At 29.8% G+C, this 22,848-nt stretch carries 21 protein-coding genes; all 21 read left to right on the plus strand.

Features of this window, described 5'->3' with window-relative positions; genetic code table 11:
- The 21 genes from GQR97_RS06135 (at position 1) to GQR97_RS06230 (ending at position 22,710) form a co-directional block, all read left to right on the plus strand.
- Positions 1 to 1,485, plus strand: coding sequence for a GH3 auxin-responsive promoter family protein (locus tag GQR97_RS06135; protein ID WP_158846504.1), 1,485 nt, complete (start codon positions 1 to 3; stop codon positions 1,483 to 1,485).
- 46 nt (positions 1,486 to 1,531) lie between these two features.
- A complete protein-coding gene (locus GQR97_RS06140) occupies positions 1,532 to 3,223 on the plus strand; it encodes a DUF6909 family protein (protein WP_158846506.1) in 1,692 nt (563 codons plus the stop codon).
- Between the two features lie 4 nt (positions 3,224 to 3,227).
- Positions 3,228 to 4,295 (plus strand): hypothetical protein, encoded by a 1,068-nt coding sequence (locus GQR97_RS06145; RefSeq protein WP_158846508.1) that lies wholly within the window; start codon positions 3,228 to 3,230, stop codon positions 4,293 to 4,295.
- A gap of 10 nt (positions 4,296 to 4,305) precedes the next feature.
- On the plus strand, positions 4,306 to 5,349 hold the full coding sequence (rfbB, locus tag GQR97_RS06150; RefSeq protein ID WP_158846510.1) for a dTDP-glucose 4,6-dehydratase: 1,044 nt from the start codon (positions 4,306 to 4,308) through the stop codon (positions 5,347 to 5,349).
- 12 nt (positions 5,350 to 5,361) lie between these two features.
- The gene (gene rfbA / locus GQR97_RS06155) at positions 5,362 to 6,228 is read left to right on the plus strand and encodes a glucose-1-phosphate thymidylyltransferase RfbA (RefSeq protein WP_158846512.1); all 867 of its coding nucleotides are present in this window, start codon (positions 5,362 to 5,364) and stop codon (positions 6,226 to 6,228) included.
- Positions 6,228 to 6,773, plus strand: coding sequence for a dTDP-4-dehydrorhamnose 3,5-epimerase (rfbC, locus tag GQR97_RS06160; RefSeq protein WP_158846514.1), 546 nt, complete (start codon positions 6,228 to 6,230; stop codon positions 6,771 to 6,773). The genes rfbA and rfbC overlap by 1 nt, the downstream gene beginning before the upstream one ends.
- A gap of 147 nt (positions 6,774 to 6,920) precedes the next feature.
- Positions 6,921 to 7,055: a hypothetical protein gene (locus tag GQR97_RS19860; protein ID WP_262885932.1), complete on the plus strand. Its 135-nt coding sequence runs from the start codon at positions 6,921 to 6,923 to the stop codon at positions 7,053 to 7,055.
- A 6-nt stretch (positions 7,056 to 7,061) separates the two neighbouring features.
- Complete coding sequence (locus tag GQR97_RS19960; RefSeq protein ID WP_158846516.1) at positions 7,062 to 7,160, plus strand: sugar nucleotide-binding protein; 99 nt, start codon at positions 7,062 to 7,064, stop codon at positions 7,158 to 7,160.
- A 438-nt stretch (positions 7,161 to 7,598) separates the two neighbouring features.
- Complete coding sequence (gene pseB / locus GQR97_RS06170) at positions 7,599 to 8,618, plus strand: UDP-N-acetylglucosamine 4,6-dehydratase (inverting) (RefSeq protein ID WP_158846518.1); 1,020 nt, start codon at positions 7,599 to 7,601, stop codon at positions 8,616 to 8,618.
- The gene (gene pseC, locus GQR97_RS06175; protein ID WP_158846520.1) at positions 8,619 to 9,764 is read left to right on the plus strand and encodes a UDP-4-amino-4,6-dideoxy-N-acetyl-beta-L-altrosamine transaminase; all 1,146 of its coding nucleotides are present in this window, start codon (positions 8,619 to 8,621) and stop codon (positions 9,762 to 9,764) included. It begins immediately after the preceding gene.
- Positions 9,757 to 10,410 carry a pseudaminic acid cytidylyltransferase gene (gene pseF / locus GQR97_RS06180; RefSeq protein WP_233267611.1) on the plus strand — a complete coding sequence of 218 codons (654 nt, stop codon included), beginning with the start codon at positions 9,757 to 9,759 and terminating at the stop codon, positions 10,408 to 10,410. Before pseC ends, pseF begins: the two co-directional genes overlap by 8 nt.
- 27 nt (positions 10,411 to 10,437) lie before the next feature.
- Positions 10,438 to 11,913: a UDP-2,4-diacetamido-2,4,6-trideoxy-beta-L-altropyranose hydrolase gene (gene pseG / locus GQR97_RS06185; protein WP_158846523.1), complete on the plus strand. Its 1,476-nt coding sequence runs from the start codon at positions 10,438 to 10,440 to the stop codon at positions 11,911 to 11,913.
- A complete protein-coding gene (gene pseI, locus GQR97_RS06190) occupies positions 11,900 to 12,916 on the plus strand; it encodes a pseudaminic acid synthase (protein ID WP_158846525.1) in 1,017 nt (338 codons plus the stop codon). The genes pseG and pseI overlap by 14 nt, the downstream gene beginning before the upstream one ends.
- A 153-nt stretch (positions 12,917 to 13,069) precedes the next feature.
- Positions 13,070 to 14,332 carry a lipopolysaccharide biosynthesis protein gene (locus GQR97_RS06195; protein WP_158846527.1) on the plus strand — a complete coding sequence of 421 codons (1,263 nt, stop codon included), beginning with the start codon at positions 13,070 to 13,072 and terminating at the stop codon, positions 14,330 to 14,332.
- Complete coding sequence (locus GQR97_RS06200; RefSeq protein ID WP_158846529.1) at positions 14,329 to 15,372, plus strand: polysialyltransferase family glycosyltransferase; 1,044 nt, start codon at positions 14,329 to 14,331, stop codon at positions 15,370 to 15,372. Before GQR97_RS06195 ends, GQR97_RS06200 begins: the two co-directional genes overlap by 4 nt.
- On the plus strand, positions 15,359 to 16,531 hold the full coding sequence (locus tag GQR97_RS06205; protein ID WP_158846531.1) for a hypothetical protein: 1,173 nt from the start codon (positions 15,359 to 15,361) through the stop codon (positions 16,529 to 16,531). Before GQR97_RS06200 ends, GQR97_RS06205 begins: the two co-directional genes overlap by 14 nt.
- Entirely contained in the window at positions 16,524 to 17,624 is a 1,101-nt protein-coding gene (locus tag GQR97_RS06210; RefSeq protein WP_158846533.1) for a glycosyltransferase family 4 protein, read from the plus strand. The genes GQR97_RS06205 and GQR97_RS06210 overlap by 8 nt, the downstream gene beginning before the upstream one ends.
- 6 nt (positions 17,625 to 17,630) lie before the next feature.
- A complete protein-coding gene (locus GQR97_RS06215) occupies positions 17,631 to 18,809 on the plus strand; it encodes an O-antigen ligase family protein (RefSeq protein WP_158846535.1) in 1,179 nt (392 codons plus the stop codon).
- Positions 18,810 to 18,932: 123 nt separating this feature from the next.
- A complete protein-coding gene (locus GQR97_RS06220) occupies positions 18,933 to 19,688 on the plus strand; it encodes an NAD-dependent epimerase/dehydratase family protein (protein ID WP_158846537.1) in 756 nt (251 codons plus the stop codon).
- Positions 19,688 to 20,806, plus strand: coding sequence for a glycosyltransferase (locus GQR97_RS06225; RefSeq protein ID WP_158846539.1), 1,119 nt, complete (start codon positions 19,688 to 19,690; stop codon positions 20,804 to 20,806). The genes GQR97_RS06220 and GQR97_RS06225 overlap by 1 nt, the downstream gene beginning before the upstream one ends.
- 551 nt (positions 20,807 to 21,357) lie before the next feature.
- Positions 21,358 to 22,710, plus strand: a complete 1,353-nt coding sequence (locus GQR97_RS06230) for an exopolysaccharide biosynthesis polyprenyl glycosylphosphotransferase (protein ID WP_158846547.1) — start codon at positions 21,358 to 21,360, stop codon at positions 22,708 to 22,710.
- Positions 22,711 to 22,848: the final 138 nt, after the last annotated feature.

Here is a 22,848-nt window from a genome sequence, read left to right on the forward strand (position 1 = left end):
ATGTTTTCATTAAAATCTGCATTAGCAAAACCATTTGCAAAGCGTGTTTTTAAATCCATTCAAAAATGGAGTAATAATCCTGTGGAAACTCAGGAAAAAGTATTTCAAGATTTAATTGCAAAAGCAGCAGGAACCGAATTTGGAAAAGATCATGATTTTATTAGTATAAACTCTTATGCTGATTTTATTAAGCGTGTGCCTGTTCGTGATTATGAAGCTTTAAAACCGTATGTTGAAAAAGTTGTTGCTGGAGAAAAAGATATTCTTTGGGTAGGCAAGCCTCTTTATTTTGCCAAAACATCTGGAACTACTTCAGGATCAAAATACATTCCTATTACAAAAGAAAGTATGCCTAGCCATGTGGAAGCTGCTAGAAATGCTATTTTAATGTACATTCACGAAACAGGTAATGCTAAGTTTGTAGATGGTAAAATGATTTTTTTACAAGGAAGTCCTATTTTAACGGAGCAAAATGGAGTGCAATTAGGCCGGCTTTCAGGAATTGTTGCGCATTATGTACCTAAATATCTTCAGAAAAACCGTTTACCATCATTGAAGACCAATTGTATTGACGATTGGGAAACTAAGGTGGATGCTATAGTTGAAGAAACACTGCCTGAGGACATGACTATCATTTCTGGAATTCCATCTTGGGTACAAATGTATTTCGAGAAACTTCAGGAGAAAACAGGAAAGAAAGTCGGTGATATTTTTAAAAATTTTAATTTATTTATATTCGGAGGCGTTAATTACGAACCTTACCGCGCAAAATTTGAGAACCTTATCGGAAGAAAAGTAGATAGTATTGAACTGTATCCGGCAAGTGAGGGCTTTTTCGCCTTTCAAGATAAGCAGAATGAAAAAGGGATGTTACTTCAATTAAATTCGGGTATTTTTTACGAATTTATAAAAGCTGACGAATTTTTTGATGAAAGTCCATTACGAATTAGCATAAAAGATGTTGAAATTGGCGTTAATTATGTGATGATAATTTCATCTAACGCAGGACTTTGGGCTTATAATATTGGCGATACTATTGAGTTTACATCAACGAAACCATATCGTGTTATTGTTTCTGGGCGTATAAAACATTTTATTTCTGCCTTTGGCGAGCATGTTATTGGGAAAGAGGTAGAGCAAGCTATGCAGGAAGCTACTGCTAATTCTGATATTAGAGTTTCAGAATTTACTGTAGCGCCTCAAATTAGTCCTTCGGAAGGATTGCCGTATCATGAATGGTTTGTAGAATTTGAAAATAACCCTGAAGACCTTTCCGCTTTAGCGAAAAAATTAGATGAGTCATTACAGAAACAAAACAGCTATTATTTCGATTTAATTGAAGGCAAAGTGTTGCAGCCATTAAAGATTACAAAGGTTGAAAAAGATGGTTTCCAAAATTATATGAAATCTATTGGGAAATTAGGTGGGCAAAATAAAATTCCGAGGCTTTCAAATGACAGAAAAATTGTAGACCTATTACAGTAAGAAAATTAATTAAAATAGTAGTACCTTTGACGCACTAAATTAAAATATGAGTAATAAAAAACATCACGAAAGAACGAGAGCACAAGAGAGCTCGAACGCCATTGAAAGGCTATACATTACTATGCGACACTTATTTAACCGAGGTTTCTATAAACCAATGGGTATTTCTGGTGAAACGCTAAGGAGTTCTTTGTTGTTGTTGCGACCTGAAATTTATGGTTCTATTGGCGACGAAAAAGCTGAATTAGAGGGTTTACTTTATGTAATTGATAGATTACCAATTGGTATTGAAGAGTGCATGTTTATCAATTTAACAAGTGATGAGGGTTATGGAGATTCGCATTTTGAATCTATAATTCCACCAAAAAGACGTCGTAACTGTTATCGAATCGATGACGAGCAAATGAATATTGAAATTACACGTGGACGCTCGGAAATTTATGATATTTTAACGCACCTTACTTTTCTTTTTGTTGAGTCTCATAAAATTAGTAGGCGAGTACTAACCAATGAAGAGGGTGAAACCACTCGCGATTGGGTAAAACTTGAAAACACTGTTTTATCTAAAAAGAAACTTAGTAAAGAAGAGCGTGAGGTTGCTATATCGCATACGGCAAATATTTTAGGGCGAACCTTTAAAGAGATTACATCTGTTTATAATGCTTTTGCAACAACTTTACAGCCTGAACGATTGTTACATATTGTATATTGGTTAGGGAAATTAGCTATAGAAGAGTTAATTGGTAACGATAAGCGTACTATTACTTTTAGTCCCGTTTTAAGAGAGCGTATAGGTCACCATATCCATGGTGAAATATGGTCGAATACAATTAAAGAAACCTTACATAGAAATAATTTATTAGAAAGACCGATCCATGTTATTAGTGCAAATATGCACAGTGTTATGAATACGCTTTTTACACCAAATGCTTTAAAATCTATTGTAGCTAAAAAAGATATATTCGATGTTTACGAATCTTTAAGTCATAAAGAAAACGAAAGCTTGCGCAATAAAATTTCTAAAGAAGCGTTGCAAAAAGGGATGTTTTACATCAAAGATACATCGGGTGCTAATATTGATGTCCAAATATTTGATACGAGTAAAATTGATACTTCAAAACTGGATATTCAGGTATCTGAAGCTGTTTTACAAGATAAAAAACCAGTTATTATAGTTATGGACTATGCTTTTGGAGAGCAAGCTTATGAAACTATAGACGAATTATTAAAGCCTTATAAACCAAAAGGAAAAGAAAAGGTACATTTAAATATAGAGTCTTTATCGATTATGGGAAAGGCAGGTATTCTAGAAGGTGGTAAAGGTGATATTATGATACCATCTGCACATATTTTTGAAGGAACTGCAGATAATTATCCTTTTGATAACGAATTGAAAAGAGAAGATTTAGAAGGTAAAGGTGTAAATGTTTACGACGGAGCTATGATTACGGTTTTAGGAACATCGCTTCAAAATAAAGATATTTTAAAGTTTTTTTACAATTCTACATGGAATGTAATAGGTTTAGAAATGGAAGGTGCACATTACCAAAAAGCAATACAAGCCGCATCGAAAGTAAGAGGAAGTATAAGCCGAGATGTAAAAGTGCGTTATGCATATTACGCGAGTGATAACCCTTTAGAAACAGGAGGTACATTAGCATCGGGAGGTTTAGGAGCCTCTGGAGTAAGACCTACATATTTAATTACAAGAACTATATTAGAACAAATATTAAATTAAAATTATGAGTAAAGAGTTACCACAACCACAAGAGTCTGAAGAGGTAGATTTAGGTCAGTTATTTAAACTTATAGGCAAAGCTTTCGATAGATTATTTAAGTTTATTGGAGGGTTTTTTATTGGGATATTTAAATTGTTTATAAATATGCTTTCTCATTTTTATAAAAGAAAAATTTGGTATGCGTCAGCAGTGATTTTAGGTCTTGTTATTGGTTTTGGTATAGATTCAACATCTGATAAATCTTATGGAGCTAGTCTGTTTATTGAAACTAATTTTAATTCGGCGAGACAAGTTTATGAGAATATTAAGCAGTTTAATCAATTAGCGGGTAAAGATAAAGATGTAGTAGAGCTTTCTAAAAGGTTAAATATTACCGAAGAAGAGGCTTCTGCCTTAAAAGGTTTTTATATTGAACCTGATATTGATGAAAATATTATTGCAGAGGAATACTCGAATTATTATAAAAAATTAGATTCTATTTCTAGATTAGAAATGACTTATGATCGGTATAAAGAATCTTTAACGCCATATAACTTTAAAACACATCAAATAGGTGTAGCGGCAACGGATAAAAGAATTTATAAAAAAATTGAAAAAGCTTTTATAAAAGAAATTTCTAGCAACAGTTATTTAGAAGAAGTTCTTAAGGTTAATGTTGATAACTTAGATAAACAAGATGATGCTCTTTTAATACAGATAGAAAAAACAGACTCATTAGTAAAAGAATATTTGAATATAAGAATAAACGAATCTAATAAGGAAGGTGTTTCGAGTTCTGGAACTAACTTATACATGGGCGATGCTGAATCTGCTAGTTTAATTGTGGATGAGTCTAAAGTTATTGAAAAACGCCTTGATTTGGAAGCACAACGAAGAGCGATTAATACTAATAGGGTCGAACAAAAGAATATTATTAACGTCCTAGCTAATTTCCCAGCTACAGGTTACGATATAAGAAACTGGTACAATAAAATGAAAATTTTAATACCATTAGTGATGTTTTTATTAACATTTTCTGTTTTTATGATTATTGGGTTAGGTAAGTATTTAGATAAGGAAAGTAACAAGTAAAACTAATTAAATGACTATTTTAATTACTGGCGGAGCGGGTTTTATTGGGTCTCATGTAGTCAGGTTATTTGTAAAAAAGTATCCAGATTATCATATTTTTAATTTAGATGCATTAACATATGCTGGTAATTTAGAAAACCTTAAAGATATTGAGTCTAGTAATAATTATACATTTATAAAAGCGGATATTACTAACGAGCGATTTATTAATGATCTTTTTACTAAGTATAAATTTGATAAAGTTATTCATTTGGCTGCCGAATCACATGTAGACCGTTCTATTAAAGATCCTTTGGCTTTTGTTAGAACAAATGTTATTGGAACCATGAATCTTTTGAATGCTTTTAAATTATGTTGGAAAGCCGATTTTAGTAATAAACTTTTTTATCACGTAAGTACAGATGAGGTTTATGGAACATTAGGAGAAACAGGTTTGTTTACAGAATCAACTTCTTATAATCCAAATTCGCCTTATTCGGCATCAAAAGCAAGTTCAGATCATTTTGTTAGAGCGTATGGGGAAACTTATGATATGCCTTATGTTATCACAAATTGTTCAAATAACTATGGTCAAAATCAGTTTCCAGAAAAGTTAATTCCTTTATTCATTAATAATATAATTAAAAACAAACCATTACCCGTTTATGGAGATGGTAATTACACTAGAGATTGGTTGTATGTTGTAGATCATGCCATAGCTATAGATTTAGTGTTTCACAAAGGGGTAAATAGGGAAACATATAATATAGGAGGTTTTAATGAGTGGAAGAATATTGATTTAGTGAAGCTGTTATGCAAACAAATGGATGTTCAATTGAATAGAGAAGAGGGTATGTCGGAGAAGTTAATTACATATGTAAAAGATCGCCCAGGACATGATTTAAGATACGCCATTGATGCCTCAAAAATAAGAGAAGAGTTAGGCTGGGAGCCTTCAGTTACTTTTGAACAAGGTTTAGAAAGAACAATTACATGGTATTTAAGTAATGAAGATTGGTTAAATAATGTAACAAGTGGACAATACCAATCTTATTACGAAAAGCAGTATAATTAATAATACATAGTTATGAAAGGAATTATATTAGCAGGTGGTTCAGGAACTAGGTTACACCCCTTAACGTTATCGGTAAGTAAACAACTTATGCCTATTTACGATAAGCCTATGATTTATTATCCTCTTTCAACTTTAATGCTTGCCGGCATAAATGAAGTTTTAATTATTTCAACACCTAAAGATTTATCTTTATTCAAGGATTTATTGGGTGATGGCAAAAAGTATGGGTGTAAGTTTGAATATGCTGTTCAGGATGCCCCCAATGGTTTAGCTGAGGCTTTTATTATAGGAGAAGAATTTATAGGTAGCGATAAAGTTGCATTAATTCTTGGTGATAATATTTTTTACGGAACAGGATTAACAGAACTATTGCAGGCAAATAATGATCCTGAAGGAGGAATTATTTATGCGTATAGAGTTCATGATCCTGAACGCTATGGTGTTGTTGAGTTTGATAAAAATGGACATGCAATTTCAATAGAAGAAAAGCCAGAACACCCTAAATCAAATTATGCTGTGCCTGGTATTTATTTTTACGACAATTCCGTTGTAGAAATTGCAAAAAACATAAAACCTAGCCATAGAGGAGAATTAGAAATCACAGATATTAATAGAGCGTATTTAGAGCAAGGAAAATTAAATGTTAGTATACTAGATAGGGGAACAGCTTGGTTAGATACAGGGACCTTTCAATCACTTATGCAGGCTTCACAGTTTGTTGAAGTGATTGAGGAACGACAAGGACTAAAAATAGGTGCCATTGAAGGTGCTGCATTTGAAATGGGATATATTAATAAAGAAGAGTTTAAAGCGTTAGCATTACCATTATTAAAAAGTGGATATGGTAAAAACTTGTTAGGGTTATTGAATAATAAATAATGAAGGTTACAGAAACAAAATTACAAGGGTGTTATATTTTAGAACCCAAAATATTTAAAGATAAACGAGGTTGTTTTTTTGAGAGTTTTAACGAAGCAATGTTTAATCAATTGATAGGAGAAAATGTTAATTTTGTACAAGACAACGAATCGTTTTCATCTAAAGGGGTATTAAGAGGTTTGCATTATCAAACAGGAGAGTATGCGCAAGCTAAACTGGTTCGTGTTGTTAAAGGAAGTGTTTTAGACGTAGCTGTAGATTTAAGAAAAGAGTCTGTAACATTCGGTCAATATTTTTCAATTGAGTTAACAGAAGAAAATAAAAAACAATTATTTATTCCTCGTGGTTTTGCACATGGCTTTGTTGTTTTGAGTGATACTGCAATTTTTTCATATAAATGCGATAATTTTTATAATAAAGAGTCAGAAGGAGGAATTCTTTTTAACGATCCAACATTGAATATTGATTGGGTAATGTCAAAGGAAGAGTTTATTGTTTCTGAAAAAGATTTGATTTTACGAACCTTTAACGATTTATTTAAATAATTATGCAAGTATTTGTCACGGGATCTACAGGACAATTAGGTGAAACGATAGAAGAATTGTATCTAAACAACAATTAAGGTATTGAATTTATATTCTCCTCTAAATCGAAATTGGATATTGCAGATATTAACTCAATACAAAATATATTTGAAACAGAACAATTTGATTGCTGCATTAGTTGTGCGGCATATACTTAATGTTGAGCAAGCTGAAATAACACCAAAAACAGCTTTTGAGGTAAATGGAGAAGGTGTTAAGAGGCTTTATAAAGTCTGTAAATAATTTTGTGTGGTTTTAATTCGTATTTCAACAGATTATGTATTTGATGGAGACAAAGAAATGGGCTATACACCCAAAGACTTACCTAATTCAATCAATGAATATTGAAAGTCAAAACTGCAAGGAGAAAAATATATTCAAGATATTTTAGAACGCTATTTTATTATAAGAACCTCTTGACTGTATAGTAAAAAACAAAACAGAACAAAAGCTATGCCTAACAGATTCTCAAATAGATTTTCCTACAGATACAATTAGTTTAAGTTTATTGAAAGATAAAAGAAGGTGGTTTTGTCATATATCAGTTTAAAGATAAACAGGTAATGACTTGATATAGCTTTACGAAGAAAATATTATTAGAGAATAATATCTATGAAAGCATAACTCTTGTAAAAACCAACAAATATCGTACTTTTGCTTTACGACCAAAAAAATTAGTTTTGGTGATTTAAGCGTATAAGTGAAATTAGTTTTTTTTGAGAAGTATTCTATTCTCAATAATTAAGTAGTTTTAAAATATTAACAAAATTTTAATTAACAAAAGAAATGTTTGATTTAACGGGGAAATCTATTTTAATAACAGGAGGAACGGGTTCTCTTGGGAAGGCACTTACGTCTCATATACTAAATAAATATCCAGAAACGAGAAGATTAATTATTTACTCAAGAGATGAACAAAAACAATTTCAAATGGCTCAGGAATATTCTTCAAAGGATTATCCACAAATACGTTATTTTATTGGGGATGTTAGAGATAAGGAACGATTAGTTAGAGCTTTTCAAGGTGTTGATTATGTTATTCATGCAGCTGCAATGAAACATGTTCATATAGCAGAATATAACCCAGACGAGTGCATTAAAACTAATATTGGAGGGGCAGAAAATGTAGTTGATGCTTGTCTAAAAACAAAAGTAGAACGCGTTGTTGCTCTTTCTACAGATAAAGCATGTGCACCAATAAATTTATATGGAGCAACTAAATTAACCTCAGACAAATTATTTATTGCCGCTAATAATATTAAAGGTGATAACGAAATTCATTTTTCAGTAGTAAGATATGGTAATGTTATGGGATCTAATGGATCCGTAATTCCTTTTTTTATTAATAAAAAGAAAGAAAATAACACTTTACCTATTACAGACCCTAATATGACCCGTTTTAATATTTCTCTTCAGGGTGGCGTAGATATGGTTATGCATGCTTTAGAACATGCTTGGGGAGGAGAGTTATTTGTTCCTAAAATACCTTCTTATAAAATTATGGATGTAGCTGAAGCTATCGGTCCAAATTGTGAAAAACCAGTAGTTGGAATTCGTCCAGGTGAAAAAGTACATGAAGAAATGATTACACCTTCAGATTCTTTTTACACCTATGACCTTGGTAAATATTATACCATACTACCAGCAACTCATCAATGGAAAATAGAGGATTTTGTTAAAACTTTTAATGCTAAAAAAGCACCATTAGGGTTTAGCTACAACTCAGGTGAAAATGATGATTGGGAAACTGTAGAGAGCTTAAGAACATTAATAAAGGAACACGTAGATTCTAATTTCACTGTATAGATGAAAGCAATACCTTACGGAAGACAAAACATCGAGCAAGATGATATTGATGCAGTAGTATCAACATTGAAGGCTGATTTTTTAACTCAAGGACCAAAAGTTAAAGAGTTTGAGGATAAGTTTGCGGCATATGTGGGTGCTAAATATGCAGTGGCAGTTAATAATGCTACTTCAGGATTACATTTAGCCGTTTTGGCCTTAGATTTAAAAGAGGGAGAACGTGTAATTACTACCCCAATTACCTTTGCAGCATCAGCAAATTGTGTGCGATATGCTGGTGGAGAAGTTTGGTTTGCGGACATCGATCCAGAATCTTATGTATTATCTTTAGAAAGCACTAGAAAACTTATTGAAAGTAAACCAAAAGGTTTTTTCAAAGGTATTATTCCAGTAGATTTTGCTGGACTTCCAGTGGATTTAGAAGCGTTTAGAAATTTAGCCAACGAGCACGGTTTATGGATAATTGAAGATGCTTGCCATGCACCTGGTGGTTCTTTCAAAGATTCTAACGGCGTAAAACAAATGTGTGGAAATGGTAATTATGCCGATATAGGCATATTTTCATTTCACCCAGTAAAACATATAGCATGTGGCGAAGGTGGAATGATAACGACCAATTCCGAAAAATTATACAAAAAACTTGCTTCCTTAAGAACGCATGGTATTACCAAAGAAAACATGGCAGAAGATCATGGAGGTTGGTTTTATGAAATGCAAGAATTAGGCTATAATTATAGATTAACAGATATTCAATCTGCTTTAGGGATTACACAACTTGCTAAGAACGAAGCAGGAGTAGTCAGAAGAAACGAAATAGCCAATGCATATAAAGAAGCCTTTAAAGTAATAATCAAATTTCAAAACTTGCCTGATGGTGTTTTAAATGCGCACCATTTGTTTGTAATTGAAGTGGAAGATAGAAAAGGGTTGTACGATTTTTTAAGAACTCATAATATCTTTACGCAAATACATTATATTCCTGTGCATACATTGCCCTACTATAAAGAAATAGGTTACGGAAGCGCAAGTTTAAAGAACGCAGAAAATTATTATTCTAAATGTATTAGTTTGCCGATGTACCCTAGCCTAACAAATGAAGAGCAAGGTTTCGTTATAGAAAAAGTATTAACTTATTTAAATGGGTAATATAGCGATTATTCCTGCCAGAGGAGGTAGTAAACGTATTCCAAGAAAGAATATTAAACCCTTTTTAGGTAAGCCAATTATTGCTTATTCAATTGAGGCTGCTTTAAAAAGTAATTTGTTCGATGAGGTTATGGTTTCTACGGATGACGAGGAAATTGCAAAAATAGCAAGAGAATATGGCGCTAAAGTTCCTTTTTTAAGAAGTAAAGATAATGCGAACGATTTTGCCGTTTTAGCAGATGTGGTTCAAGAGGTTGTCGGAAATTATAAAAAGAAAAACAACAATTTTGATAACATTTGTTGTATACTACCAACAGCTCCTTTTGTTACATCAAGTAAAATTACGGAAGCATTCAAGAAATTAGTAGAAGGTAATTTTAATTGCGTTTTTCCTGTATTAGAGTTTTCATTTCCAATACAGCGGTCTTTAAAAATTGAAAATAATAAAGTATCTATGGTTTGGAACGAGCATTTAAATACACGCTCACAAGATTTAGAACCAAGATATCATGATTCTGGGCAGTTTTATTGGACAAATACAAAGGCATTTTTAAACGAACAAAAGATACTTACAACTAATTCTGGAGCAATAATTATTTCAGAACTTCAAGCCCAAGATATAGATACAGAACCGACTGGAAATTAGCAGAAGGGAAGTATAAAATCATGTTAAATGACAAAGAAAATAATATTTAGAGCAGATGGTAATTCTACAATGGGATTAGGGCATTTGTATCGTTTGTTTGCTTTAGTTGAAATGTATAAAAGTCATTATGATTTTTTGTTTTTAACTAAAGAAAATTCTGTTTTAGGTGTAATTCCAAAGCAATATATAGTTAATATAATCCCTAACAGTATAGATATTAGTAACGAACCAGAATGGATTGGTTCTCATTTTGCTCCAAAGGATCATATTATTATTGCAGATGGTTATCAGTTTGTTAGTAGTTATCAAAAAAAAATAAAAAAGGGTGGGTTTTCTTTAATATATGTTGATGATTTAATAAAAGAGCATATGTTCGCTGATATTGTAATAAATCACTCACCACATGCTTTAGAAAGGGATTTTATTAAAGAAGATTATACTAAATTAGCTTTAGGGACTAAATTTGCATTGCTTAGACCTCTTTTTTTAAAAGAAGCAAAACAAGATAAAACAATTAACAAAATAGATACTGCCTTTGTTTGTTTTGGTGGAGCAGATTTGTTTAATTTATCATTAAAAGCTGTTCAAGCCTTATTAAAAGTACCTACAATAATTAGTATTCATGTAGTTTTAGGAGCCGCTTACAAGCACAGAGAAATTTTTGATTTAGAAAACCAGACCAAAAAACTGCATTTACACAAAAACCTAAACGAGGAAGATTTATGTAATTTAATGCAATCCTGTAATATATCTATTGCTCCTTCTAGTACTATTTTGTATGAAATTTGCTCTGTAAAAATGCCAATTCTTAGTGGTCATTTTGTAGATAATCAAAAAGGTATTTATAAAGAATTAGCAAAACAAGAAGTGATTTTTAAAGGAGGCAACCTTAAAGACTATTCTGTACTAGATTTTGAAGAAAAAATTAATAAAATCATAAAAAATCATAAAATAGATACCTATTTGAAAAATCAAAAAAAACTTTTTGATGGCAAAAGTAAAGTGCGATTTTTAGGAATAATGAATAAGCTAAATATTTCTTTTAGAAAGGCAAAACAAGAAGATTTAATGCAGGTTTACAGTTGGTCTAATGATGCATTTGTTCGAAAAAATTCATATGATTCGAAGCCTATAGAATTAAAGAATCATAAAAAATGGTATTTAAATAAAATAAAAGACAGTAATACATTATTCTTATTACCATTAATAAATAATAAACCAGCTGGTGTAGTAAGATATGATATTACAGAAACACACGCTATTGTTGGTGTTTTAGTATCAAAGGATTATAGAGGGCAAAAATTAGCAAGTCAAATTTTAATAAATTCAGCAAAACTATATTTTAAAAACAACAGCATTCCAATCTTAGCATATATTAAAAAAGAAAATACAGCTTCGGTAAAATCGTTTGAAAATGCAAGATATACGTATTTTAAAGACGAAATAATAAAAGGAAGTCTTAGTTTTGTATATAAATTAGAGAAATCAGATGTTATCAAATAAATGTTTTATAATAGCAGAACTTTCTGCAAATCATGGCGGATCTTTAGAGATTGCTAAAGAAACAGTTAGAGCAGCAAAACGAGCTGGTGCTGATGCCATAAAATTGCAAACCTATACAGCAGATACCATTACTTTGGATGTTAAAACGGACCTTTTTAAAATCACACAAGGCACTGCTTGGGATGGACAATATTTACATGATTTATACAAAAATGCATCCTTACCATGGGAATGGCACAAACCATTATATGATGTAGCAAAAGAAGAAGGTTTGGTTTGTTTTTCATCCCCTTTTGATAAATCAGCAGTAGATTTTTTAGAAGTATTAAATACGCCAATTTATAAAGTTGCTTCTTTTGAGATTACAGATATTCCATTAATTAAGTACATCGCGTCAAAACAAAAGCCTATAATTATATCTACAGGAATTGCAACCATTGAAGATATTGAGTTAGCAATAGCGACATGTAAGGAAGCAGGTAATACAGATATTACTATATTAAAATGTACATCAGCATACCCAGCAGCACCTGAAGATGCCAACTTATTAACCATTCCCGATATAGTAAAACGGTTTGGTGTTAAATCTGGATTGTCTGATCATACTATGGGAGCAGAAGCACCAATGGTTGCGGTTGCTTTAGGGGCCACAGTAATAGAGAAACATTTTATTTTAGATAAATCTATTGGAGGGGCAGATGCGCATTTTTCAATGGATGAAAACGAATTCAAACAAATGGTGGATGCTGTACGTTTAACTGAAAGGTTAATCGGATACGTTGATTATGAAATGACCGATAAAAAGAAAAAAAGTAGAGAATTTTCGCGCTCTTTGTTTATTACTGAAGATGTGAAGGTTGGTGATGTTATTTCAGAGGATAATATAAGATCTGTAAGGCCAAGTTATGGTTTACACCCTAAGTATTATAATGAAATACTCGGAAAAAATTTTAAAGAGCCATATAAAAAAGGAACACCTTTATCATGGGATGTTATTTTATAACTGTCATTCCTCATACTTGTATGTAATTTCCATAGTTAGTAATAAACTTTGTCTTAATACTTCTAAAGTTTTTTGATTGTTTAAACCTGAAATGTTAAAGAATGTAATTGGAAGTTATTTTGCATATTTTTATTAATATAAAAAACAAAAATTTTGTTTATTAAAATAATTAGTTCATTCTTTAAGTTTGATAAAATATCTTCTTTACTCCTTCGGTTTTCTGGAATTGGAGCTAAGTTTATATTACTTTTTTTAATTACGAAATATAAAAGTTTAGAGTTTCAAGGTTCATTTACATTAATAAACCAATCTATTACTTTAATGATTTATTTTGTAGGACTTGATTTTTACACTTTCTATACGAAAAAAATGGTTAAAAACATAGATAAATGTGTGTTTTATTTTAAAAATGCTATTTATTTATACCTTTATACGGGTTTGATTGTTTCAATTGTCTTTGTGTTAATATCTATGTTTGTTTTAGGAATTGACTTAAATTTGATGTTAATTATATTAGTTTTATTTGCTTTTGAACACTTAGGACAGGAGTTAATAAGGATATATATTGCATTAGAGAAAATTACCTTTGCAAATGTATTACTTTTTCTTAGAACGGGATTATGGGCGTTAATGGCAGTTGTAGTATTGATTTTAAAAAAAACGATAGAAATAGAGCAGATTTTTATTTTCTGGATTTTTTGTAGTTTTTTATCAATTATTTTGGGTTTTGTTTTTTTTCCAGGAATAAGAAATATATTTAATGAGAAAATTGATAAAAAATTCATTAAGGAAGGAATTATTTTTTCTACTTTTATTTTTTTGTCAACCATTTGTATTCGGTTGATTGAATATTCTGATAAATATATTTTAGCAATATTTGAATCGGAAAGAGAGGTAGGTATATATTCCGTTTATTTTCAAATCTCTAATGTGTCCACAATTATAATATCCACAATTATATTAGCGTTTGTTTATCCTAAGATTTTGCTACATTCTCAAGAACGTAATATGGAAAAATTAACGGCTATAAAGCGAGAAGTTTACATTGGAGCAACATTAATTTCTTGTTGTATTATTATAGGGTATTTATTTTTTAATAACTATTTATATGAATTTTTAGGTAAAGAAGAACTCAAGGAAAGTCGTTGGGCGGTATTGATATTGGTTGTGGGCAGTTATTTTCTTAATATTAGTCATTATTATAACATTATTTTAATGGGTTTTGGAAAAGTTAAAATGATATTCTATGTAGCAATAGGCGTTTTATTAATTAATATTATTTTAAACGTTATTTTAATTCCATTATTTAGTGTTTATGGAGCCGCAGTAGCACAATTTTTTTCAGGAATTATATTTTTTATCTTGAGAAAATATTATACAAATCAATCATTATTAAACTTAAATAAAGCATCATGATAAATGTTTTTTTACCTATCACCAGTTATTCGATGCTTTTGTCTGAATTAATAATAGAGCAGCAAGGATTGGCAAAAGCAGATAATATTTTGTTAAATCCACATGGTTTAGAATATAATGATAACTTATGGGGCAAGGTTTATATAGCTAATATGAAAAGAATAAATTCTACGAATCTTTTAAAAAAAACAGTTATTAATGCTAATTATTTAAAAGACTCTTCAGTATTTTATCAAAGAATTAAAAAAATAATTAACAATCAAAATTATAATTTTTTCTATGTAGATCTTTATCATGTGTTATCAAACCATATTTTTTCAAAAGGTTTTTTCAGAAGGGCTTATGTTATAGAAGATGGTATTTTAAATTATTATAATGATGATCGTACAGTTTTAAAACACGTTTGGTTAAAACATATGTATTACTCAATCTACGGGCTTTCCTATAAAGCGTTAAAAGATAATACGCATTTAACGGGTGTTTTTCTCAATTCTGTAACATCCCAATATGTAACAAAACCAGAATACTCTGTGTTTCCAGAAAAATCAAAGCTAGTCTCATTAAAAAGTATATCTTCTAATAAGCAATGTAAAGAAAATGTACTTCTAGTTTTAGGACAAGAACCAATAGCAATGGGAATGTTATCGATGAAAAAGTATCGTGAATTGGTATGTGAAATGGTGGAAATATTAATGCAATCAGTTAAGAGTCAAACAGCTATTAAAGTATATTACAAACCGCACCCACGAGCTGAAAAATCATCTAATTTATTACTTATTAAAATGTTGAATTTGAAATTTTCCGATTCTAGTCAAATTATCCTTGTAGAAGATAAAAAACCTATTGAATTACTTATCAACAACCTATTACCAAAACATGTAATTTCATTTAATTCAACAGCTCTTATAACAATAAGAGATATGTTTCAAGATCGAATAAGACTACACTCCTACCAGCCCATCGATATAAAAATTCATACCAATGATGTTGTCAATAATTTATTTAAACTCTACAATATAAAAATTCATGAAACTATTTAACTTACAAAGTTTAAAATCTCCAGCTGTAATTGTTTTTTTATCTTCTTTATTGAGTTTTATAGGATGGCTAGTTTTGACTGAAAACATGTATTATACTTTAAAAAAACCATTTTCAGTATTTTCGTTAGGAGTAGTTTTAGCATTCGTTTGGTATTTTTTCGCAATATGTAATGCTTTTTTGGGTTTTCGAATGGGGAAGTCAATTAAGATAAAAAGTAATTTATTAAATAAATATGTCAGCCTTGATTCAGATTTAGTTTTTAAAATATTTATTGTACTAGCTGTTATCGGCTCTTTTTACTCTATGTATGCTATTTATCTTGATATTGGAGGTTTAGACGGGATGATATCTTTAATTCAAAACAACCAAGCCAATGAATTAAAAAGAAGCTTGTATAGAGAATATTCAATAGGTTTAAAAAGTTTGCGTTATGTATCTATACACGCTGTTACGTTAGCTTTGATTAGGAGAATCGTTTTTAAAAAGAAATCACTAAAATTAGATTTAACAGCTCTTGCTACATTATTAATGTGCGCTATAATTTCGAGTAGATTATCAATCATTGTTACCATTGTTCAAACTGTGTTAATTCTTGTTTTATACAATAAAATTAAACTTAAACCGCGGCGAGTTTTAATTGGTGGCGTTCTATTTTATCTTCTTATAAGCACTTTTAATTACACAAGAAATTATGGCTTTTATAAAAAATTTGGAAACATGAATTTTTTTGAAGCTGGCGCAGCAGATATGATAGTGTATCTAGGTACTCCTTTTCAAGGGGCTGTTTCGGTTGGAGAAAATACTCAAATGATAAGAGCAGAACCACTGAACTGGTATAAATATTCTGGAATACCACTCAGTCTTACAACAAATTCTTCTTTTTTATACTATTTTAGAGCTCATGGTTGGATGTGTTTTCTGGTCGCTTCGTTTTTTCTTTTTACTTATGCCTTTATGGCTGGAATATTTATTAAGTTTAAAAGTAATGTTTTGATTTTAGTTTATACTACTATAATGTATATATTTGCAGAGTTTTGGCGCGTATATTTGTTTTATCAAGGCATCATGATTGCTCTAATTGTTACTCCTATATTAGTGCTGTTAACCGTTTTAATAATTAAAGCGATTTCTTATAAAAAAGCAAAATCAATTGAATGATAAAATCATAAAATATGACCTGGTAATTGACGCTAGAATGTTAGGGGCTTCAGGGATAGGTGAATATATTGAACATACTGTGAAAGGAATAACTATTTCTAGTGATTTTAAAATATTGTTGATGGTTTTTGATGACTATTTAAATTTTTTTGGTCCAAAGCATAGTAACTTACATTATATAGTGCTAAAACACAAAGTTTACAACCCTCTAGAGAACCTTGAATTGGCTTTAAAAATACCTAAGTCAATAATTTATTGGACACCTCATTTTAACACAACAATATTGCCGACACGAGCAGAAAAGAGGTTAACAACAATACATGACGTCTTTCATCTAGCAAACCCATCATATTTTAGTTTTTTTAAATATAGGTATCTTAAATTTCTATATACAATGGCAGGATTTTTATCAGAAAAGATAATTACTGTCTCAAAATTTTCTAAGGATGAAATTGAAGTTTATTTAGGTGAAAACGTATCGAAAAAAGTTGAAATTGTTTATAATGGCTTTAAAAAATCTTCAATATCAAAATATAAAAAAGAAACACAAGACGCTCCGAAAATACTTTTTGTTGGTAATCTAAAACCACATAAAAACTTAGGTGTATTGTTAGATGCTTTTGAAGCTTTAAGTTTGAAAAGAAAGTTAAAATTAGTTATTATTGGAAAAATTACTGGATTTATTAATCCAGTATCCAATAATATCATAGATAAAATTAAAGCAAATAAAAACATTGAACTTACGGGTTATGTCTCAAATGAAGAACTAGAGAGCCACTATCAAACATCATCAATATTTGTGTTTCCATCTCTTTATGAAGGGTTTGGCTTGCCTATTTTGGAAGCTTATTCGAATAACGTACCTACTATTGTTTCAAATATTCCTCCTTTTAAAGAAGTCGCATCAGATGCTTCTATTTATTTCGACCCTAGTGATTCAGGTGATTTAGTAAATAAAATTATTTATCTGCTAGATTCAGAGATAGAATCAGAGAAACTCATAGAAAAAGGATATAAAAGGTTAGATGATTTTTCTTGGGAAAAAGCGGTTGATGAGCACATATTACTTATTAAATCTATGATTTTAAATTAAATTAAATTGAACAACGAAAAATATTATATAACAAAGCAGTCATTACTTTTATTTGTGGTGTGCTTGTTTATGCCGTATATTTTTGCAAGCATAGCTTTAGCAATTAGTATAACAGCCTTTTTAACAGAAAGCTTTATGTTGAAAGAAATTAAATTTGAAAAAAGTCATTTGGTTTTTTCAAGCTTAATTATGATGTTTATTGCTAACATGTTATATTTTGGTTTTGATAGTAAAGTATTAGAAAAACTACTTAGAATAGTTCCAATTCTTTTTTTTCCAATTCTTTTTTTTAATGTACAGTTAAACTCAAAAGAGTTAAATAGGATCTTAGATTTTTTCCTAGGCTCACTTATCATGTTTTGTGTGTTTTCAATAGGTTATGTTTCTATTAATTATTGGTTAACGGAAACCCGCGAACATTTATTAACTTTAGAGAAAACTATTCTAGTAGGTCAGGTATATATATCAAGGGTTTTTGAGTTTCATACACCTTATCTTAGTTTTTATTTATTAACAGGTTGTATTATTTGTTACCATAAGGCATTTAGGCAAAAAAAATACATTTATATGTTTTGTTTATTATTAGTGTTTATGCTTTATTTTACCGGAAGAACATCTCTTTTTTTGGCTCTGCTATTGTTTGTGCTACTCTTAAAATCGTTTTTTAAGTCAACAAAAAAAGCTGTTATCTTGTTAACGTGTATTGTTTTTTTTATAGGATACGCTTGTTATAATTTTCCAATGTTAAATGAGAAAACAATGCGTGTTTTTGAAAAAGGTTTTGGAGTATATCAAAGATATTATTATTTGGAAGCCGCTTTTATTGCTGTAAAAGAAAATATCATTTTAGGGTTAGGCTTAGTAAACTATCAAGTTGAGTTATCTAAGTTTTTACCAAATGGAGTAATAGCCAATACACACAACCAGTATTTAGAGTTTTTTGTGTCCACTGGTTTATTCGGTTTAGTTACTTATTTATATTTGAAGTTTGAAATTTTAAAAAAAGCGATTGTACAGCGCCCAAGGACGCTATTGATTTTTATTATCTTTTTTAGCCTAGCAGAATTAACAGAAGCATTGCTTTATAGGCAAAGGGGAATAATGCTATTTGCATTTATCACTAGTTTGCTGTTTTATAGTAATCTTACAGAAAAAAAGGTATACTCATATCGAAATAATGTTTAACGTTTTTTTTTTTGAAGATAAGTATCTAAAAATTAACATAATATAAGATCTTTTTCGTTTATGTGGTAATTGTTCTTAAATTAATAAAACAATATCATAACTTTGTTGAAATTAAAAATAACCATGAATAAAACAGTAATGATTTTTGGAGGAGCCGGATATATCGGAATTCATCTTTTAAAAAAATTACTGGCAGAAAATACAAATAAATTTGCTAGAGATTTTAATATTAAAAACATATTTTTCACAAGTAGTATTGCGCCTTACAGTTGGTCTTTAAAGCAAAGAACAGGATCATCAACATTATACCCCGAAACCGCTTATGGCATATCGAAAGGGTTTGCCGAAAAAATCCATAAAGAATTGATGGCTGAGAATACAACAAGACGATTGGTTATAGTAAGACCAAGTGTTATCTTTGGACCCAAAGACCTTGGTAGTGTTTATAGAATGATTAAAGCCCTTAAAAAAGGAACATTTATTCTTCCTAATGGTGGTAATGTAATTAAAGGTTGTAGATGCGTTTATGGTTTAGTGGAAAGCATGTTAGTTACTATTAATAAATTGGAGAGGTTTATATTGTATAATTATGCGGAAAATCCAGTAGAACCCCTGAGCAAAATGGTACTTATTGCTAAAGAATATTTGAATATTAAAAAACCAACATTAAAATTACCAGTTTCCATATTGGCTGTAATTACATTTTTTGTTCAAATTTTGTTCAAATTAATAGGTAAAACCTCAGATATCCATCTTGTGAGGGTTAGAAAAGCAGGTTTTCCTACTAATACTAAACTGCAATATTTAATAGATGAAGGTTTTGGTTTTAAAAGAGCTTTAGAGAATTGGAATTCTATTCCACTAGATGTTTTTAAATAATGAAAGTAGCTATTATACATTATTGGTTTATAACTAGAAGAGGTGGTGAGAAAGTTATCGAATCTATTTTAAGTTTATTTCCAGGTGCAGATATTTATACGCTTTTTTACGATAAAGAAATTTATGGAGATTATCTTAAAAACCATAAAGTGTACACTTCAAATTTAAACATCCCGTTTCTAAAAAAAAGATACCAAAAAATTTTCCCATTATATCCTATTGGTATTAAATCCTTGAAATTAAAGGATGATTACGATTTGATTATTTCTTCAGAATCTGGACCAGCTAAGGGAATTTTAAATAAAAATGGAATACCTCATATTTGTTATATTCATTCTCCTATGAGGTATTGTTGGGGCTTTACCGACAAGTATTTACTATCTGTAAATAAAATGCTAAGGCCTATATTATCATTTTTTTTTAATAGACTAAGAGAATGGGATAAAACAACTATTGATGGAGTTGATTTGTACATAGCAAATTCTGAAAACGTGGCTAAACGTGTAAACCATTTTTATAATCGTGAAGCAGAAGTTGTATATCCTCCTATTGCAGACAATCTCTTTGATAAACCATTAGTTATTAATGAAAATAGGGATGTTTATTTAAGCTTTGGAGCTATTACACCTTATAAAAGAATAGATTTATTAGTAGACACTTTTAATATAAATGGAAAAAAACTTATAGTTATTGGAAGAGGGTCTGAAATGGAAAAACAAAAAAAGAGAGCAAAAAGCAATATAGAATTTAAAGGTGAATTACCATGGGAGGAGATAGAAGGTATTCTTTCTAGGTCTAAAGCTTTATTATTTCCAGGAGAAGAAGATTTTGGAATGATACCACTAGAAATTATGTCCTATGGTATTCCTGTAATAGCTTATAATAAAGGGGGGGCGTTAGAAACAGTTGTTGAAAATTTATTGAAGGTAGAGGAGTCTTCTGGGGTGTTTTTTGAGAATCAAGAAGTTAATTCGTTAGAAGGGGCTATTGGGCGTTTTGAAAAACTTGAGAATGGATTTAATTCAGTTTGGATAAGAAATCATGCTAAAAGATTTTCTGAAAAGATTTTTTTAGAAAAAATGCAGTTTCAAATAGATTTTTTTCTGAAAAATAAATAGCAGTTTTAAATAATTCATATTATGAATATCAAAAATATATGTTATGCTTTTGGCCCTAATATGTGGGCAGTCACTAAGCCAATGTCCAAATAAAAAGTGACCGATAACGATTTAAACGAAAGCGCTTTAAACTTGGTTTATGAATCTCAAATTTTAGAATCTTGATTATTTAAACACATGTTTACTCGAGGACAATAGAAACCTAATAAAAGTAGACAATGATTTATATAAATCATTTAAAATTATGATTGGTGAAATCTATATGTCAAATGTATATAAAAAGACAAGATTGGAGATTTTGGTTTAATATTTTAGATAAAACAGAAAAGGCTACAGGTATTAAATAACCCTTGGCTTTTTATAGAACATCAAACAGCTCTTTAGGTAAGAATAAATTCTTGCTAATCAAGGAGAATTTTAACTTTTTTAGGTTGTTTTTAAAAAAGAACGTTTTTGAAAGTTTTTTAATGTTAACTAATTTTTTGGTATTTCATTTTTATTTTAGAATATTTGGACATTAGAAAGATTTCATTCTTAATAAAGAAAATTAAATGAGTTATAAACAAGGACGTTATTCTAAATTAATAAAACCAGTTATTAGATTGATTGATTTAATAATTCTAAATGGTGCGGTTTTTTTGTTTCCAATTAATTTAAGCAATCATTATTTATTTGTTTGCTATATATCCGTTTCATGGGTAATTATAGCTGTAAGGAATAATTTTTATGAAGTATATAGGCATACACGAATTATTCAGGTTACTAGATTACTAGTTAATCAACTTGTTTTTTTTACATTTATTTTGTATGCTTACATGGGGTTTTTTAAACAACCGCACATAGGCAGAGTTGCTTTAGCTAAATACCTTTTATTTACAATAATTTTAATTTTCTTGTTTAAGTTTATAACTTTTTATTTTTTTAAAAAATTCCGTTCTGTTTTACAAGGAAATCAAAGAGATGTTATTGTTATTGGAGAAAACACCAAAATAAGACAACTTATACAAACCTTTAAAAATCAACCAGATTTTGGTCTAAGATTTAGAGCTCAATTTTGTTCTAATGATAAAGATTTTTCGTTAAAAAAATGTTTTAAATATGTTGTAGAAAACAATATTGACGAAATATTTGTTTCGGTTTCAGAATTAAGTAATAAGGAAATGAATTTACTTATAAACTTTGCAGATAACAATTTAAGAACGTTGAAGTTTATACCTGATAATAAAGATATTTTTTCAAAAAGATTGCAATATGAATATTACGATTTTACTCCAATTTTATCTTTAAGAAAAATTGCAGTCCACGAACCATTAAATGCTTTTGTTAAGCGAGCTTTAGATGTAATTGTTTCATCAATTGCTACAGTTTTTTTATTATCATGGTTAACACCTTTAATTGCTTTATTAATAAGGTTAGAGTCTAAAGGACCAATATTTTTTAAACAAAAAAGACATGGCTTAGATGGTCATGAATTTGGATGTCTAAAGTTTAGGTCTATGGCTGTTAATAAAATAACAGATGATTTACATGTTAAAAAAAACGATATGCGTGTAACTAAGATTGGCAGATTTATTAGAAAGACAAGTATAGATGAATTACCACAGTTTTATAATGTGCTTTTAGGGCATATGTCTGTAGTAGGACCTAGACCTCACATGACATCTTTATCTGAAGTTTATTCGAAAAAGGCGAATAAATATATGGTCCGGCATAATGTTAAACCAGGTATTACTGGTTTAGCTCAAGTAAGTGGTTGTAGAGGCGAAGTAGAAACCGATTTCGATATTATTAACAGAACAAAATATGATATTTTTTATATTGAAAACTGGTCGTTTTTATTAGATATTAATATTATTTTACAAACGATTGTGAATGTTTTTCAAGGAGAAGATAAAGCTTATTAAAACAATTTAAATGAAAATTGATTAAGTTATTTCAATTCACATAAAGCAAGTAACCAAATTAGGTGTTTTTGATAGTATATTATTAACACTGAAATTTCTGAGTATTGAGAAAATTAAAAGTTTTTTAACTATATAAAC

The organism is Algibacter sp. L1A34, from assembly GCF_009796805.1.
Taxonomy (GTDB): domain Bacteria; phylum Bacteroidota; class Bacteroidia; order Flavobacteriales; family Flavobacteriaceae; genus Algibacter.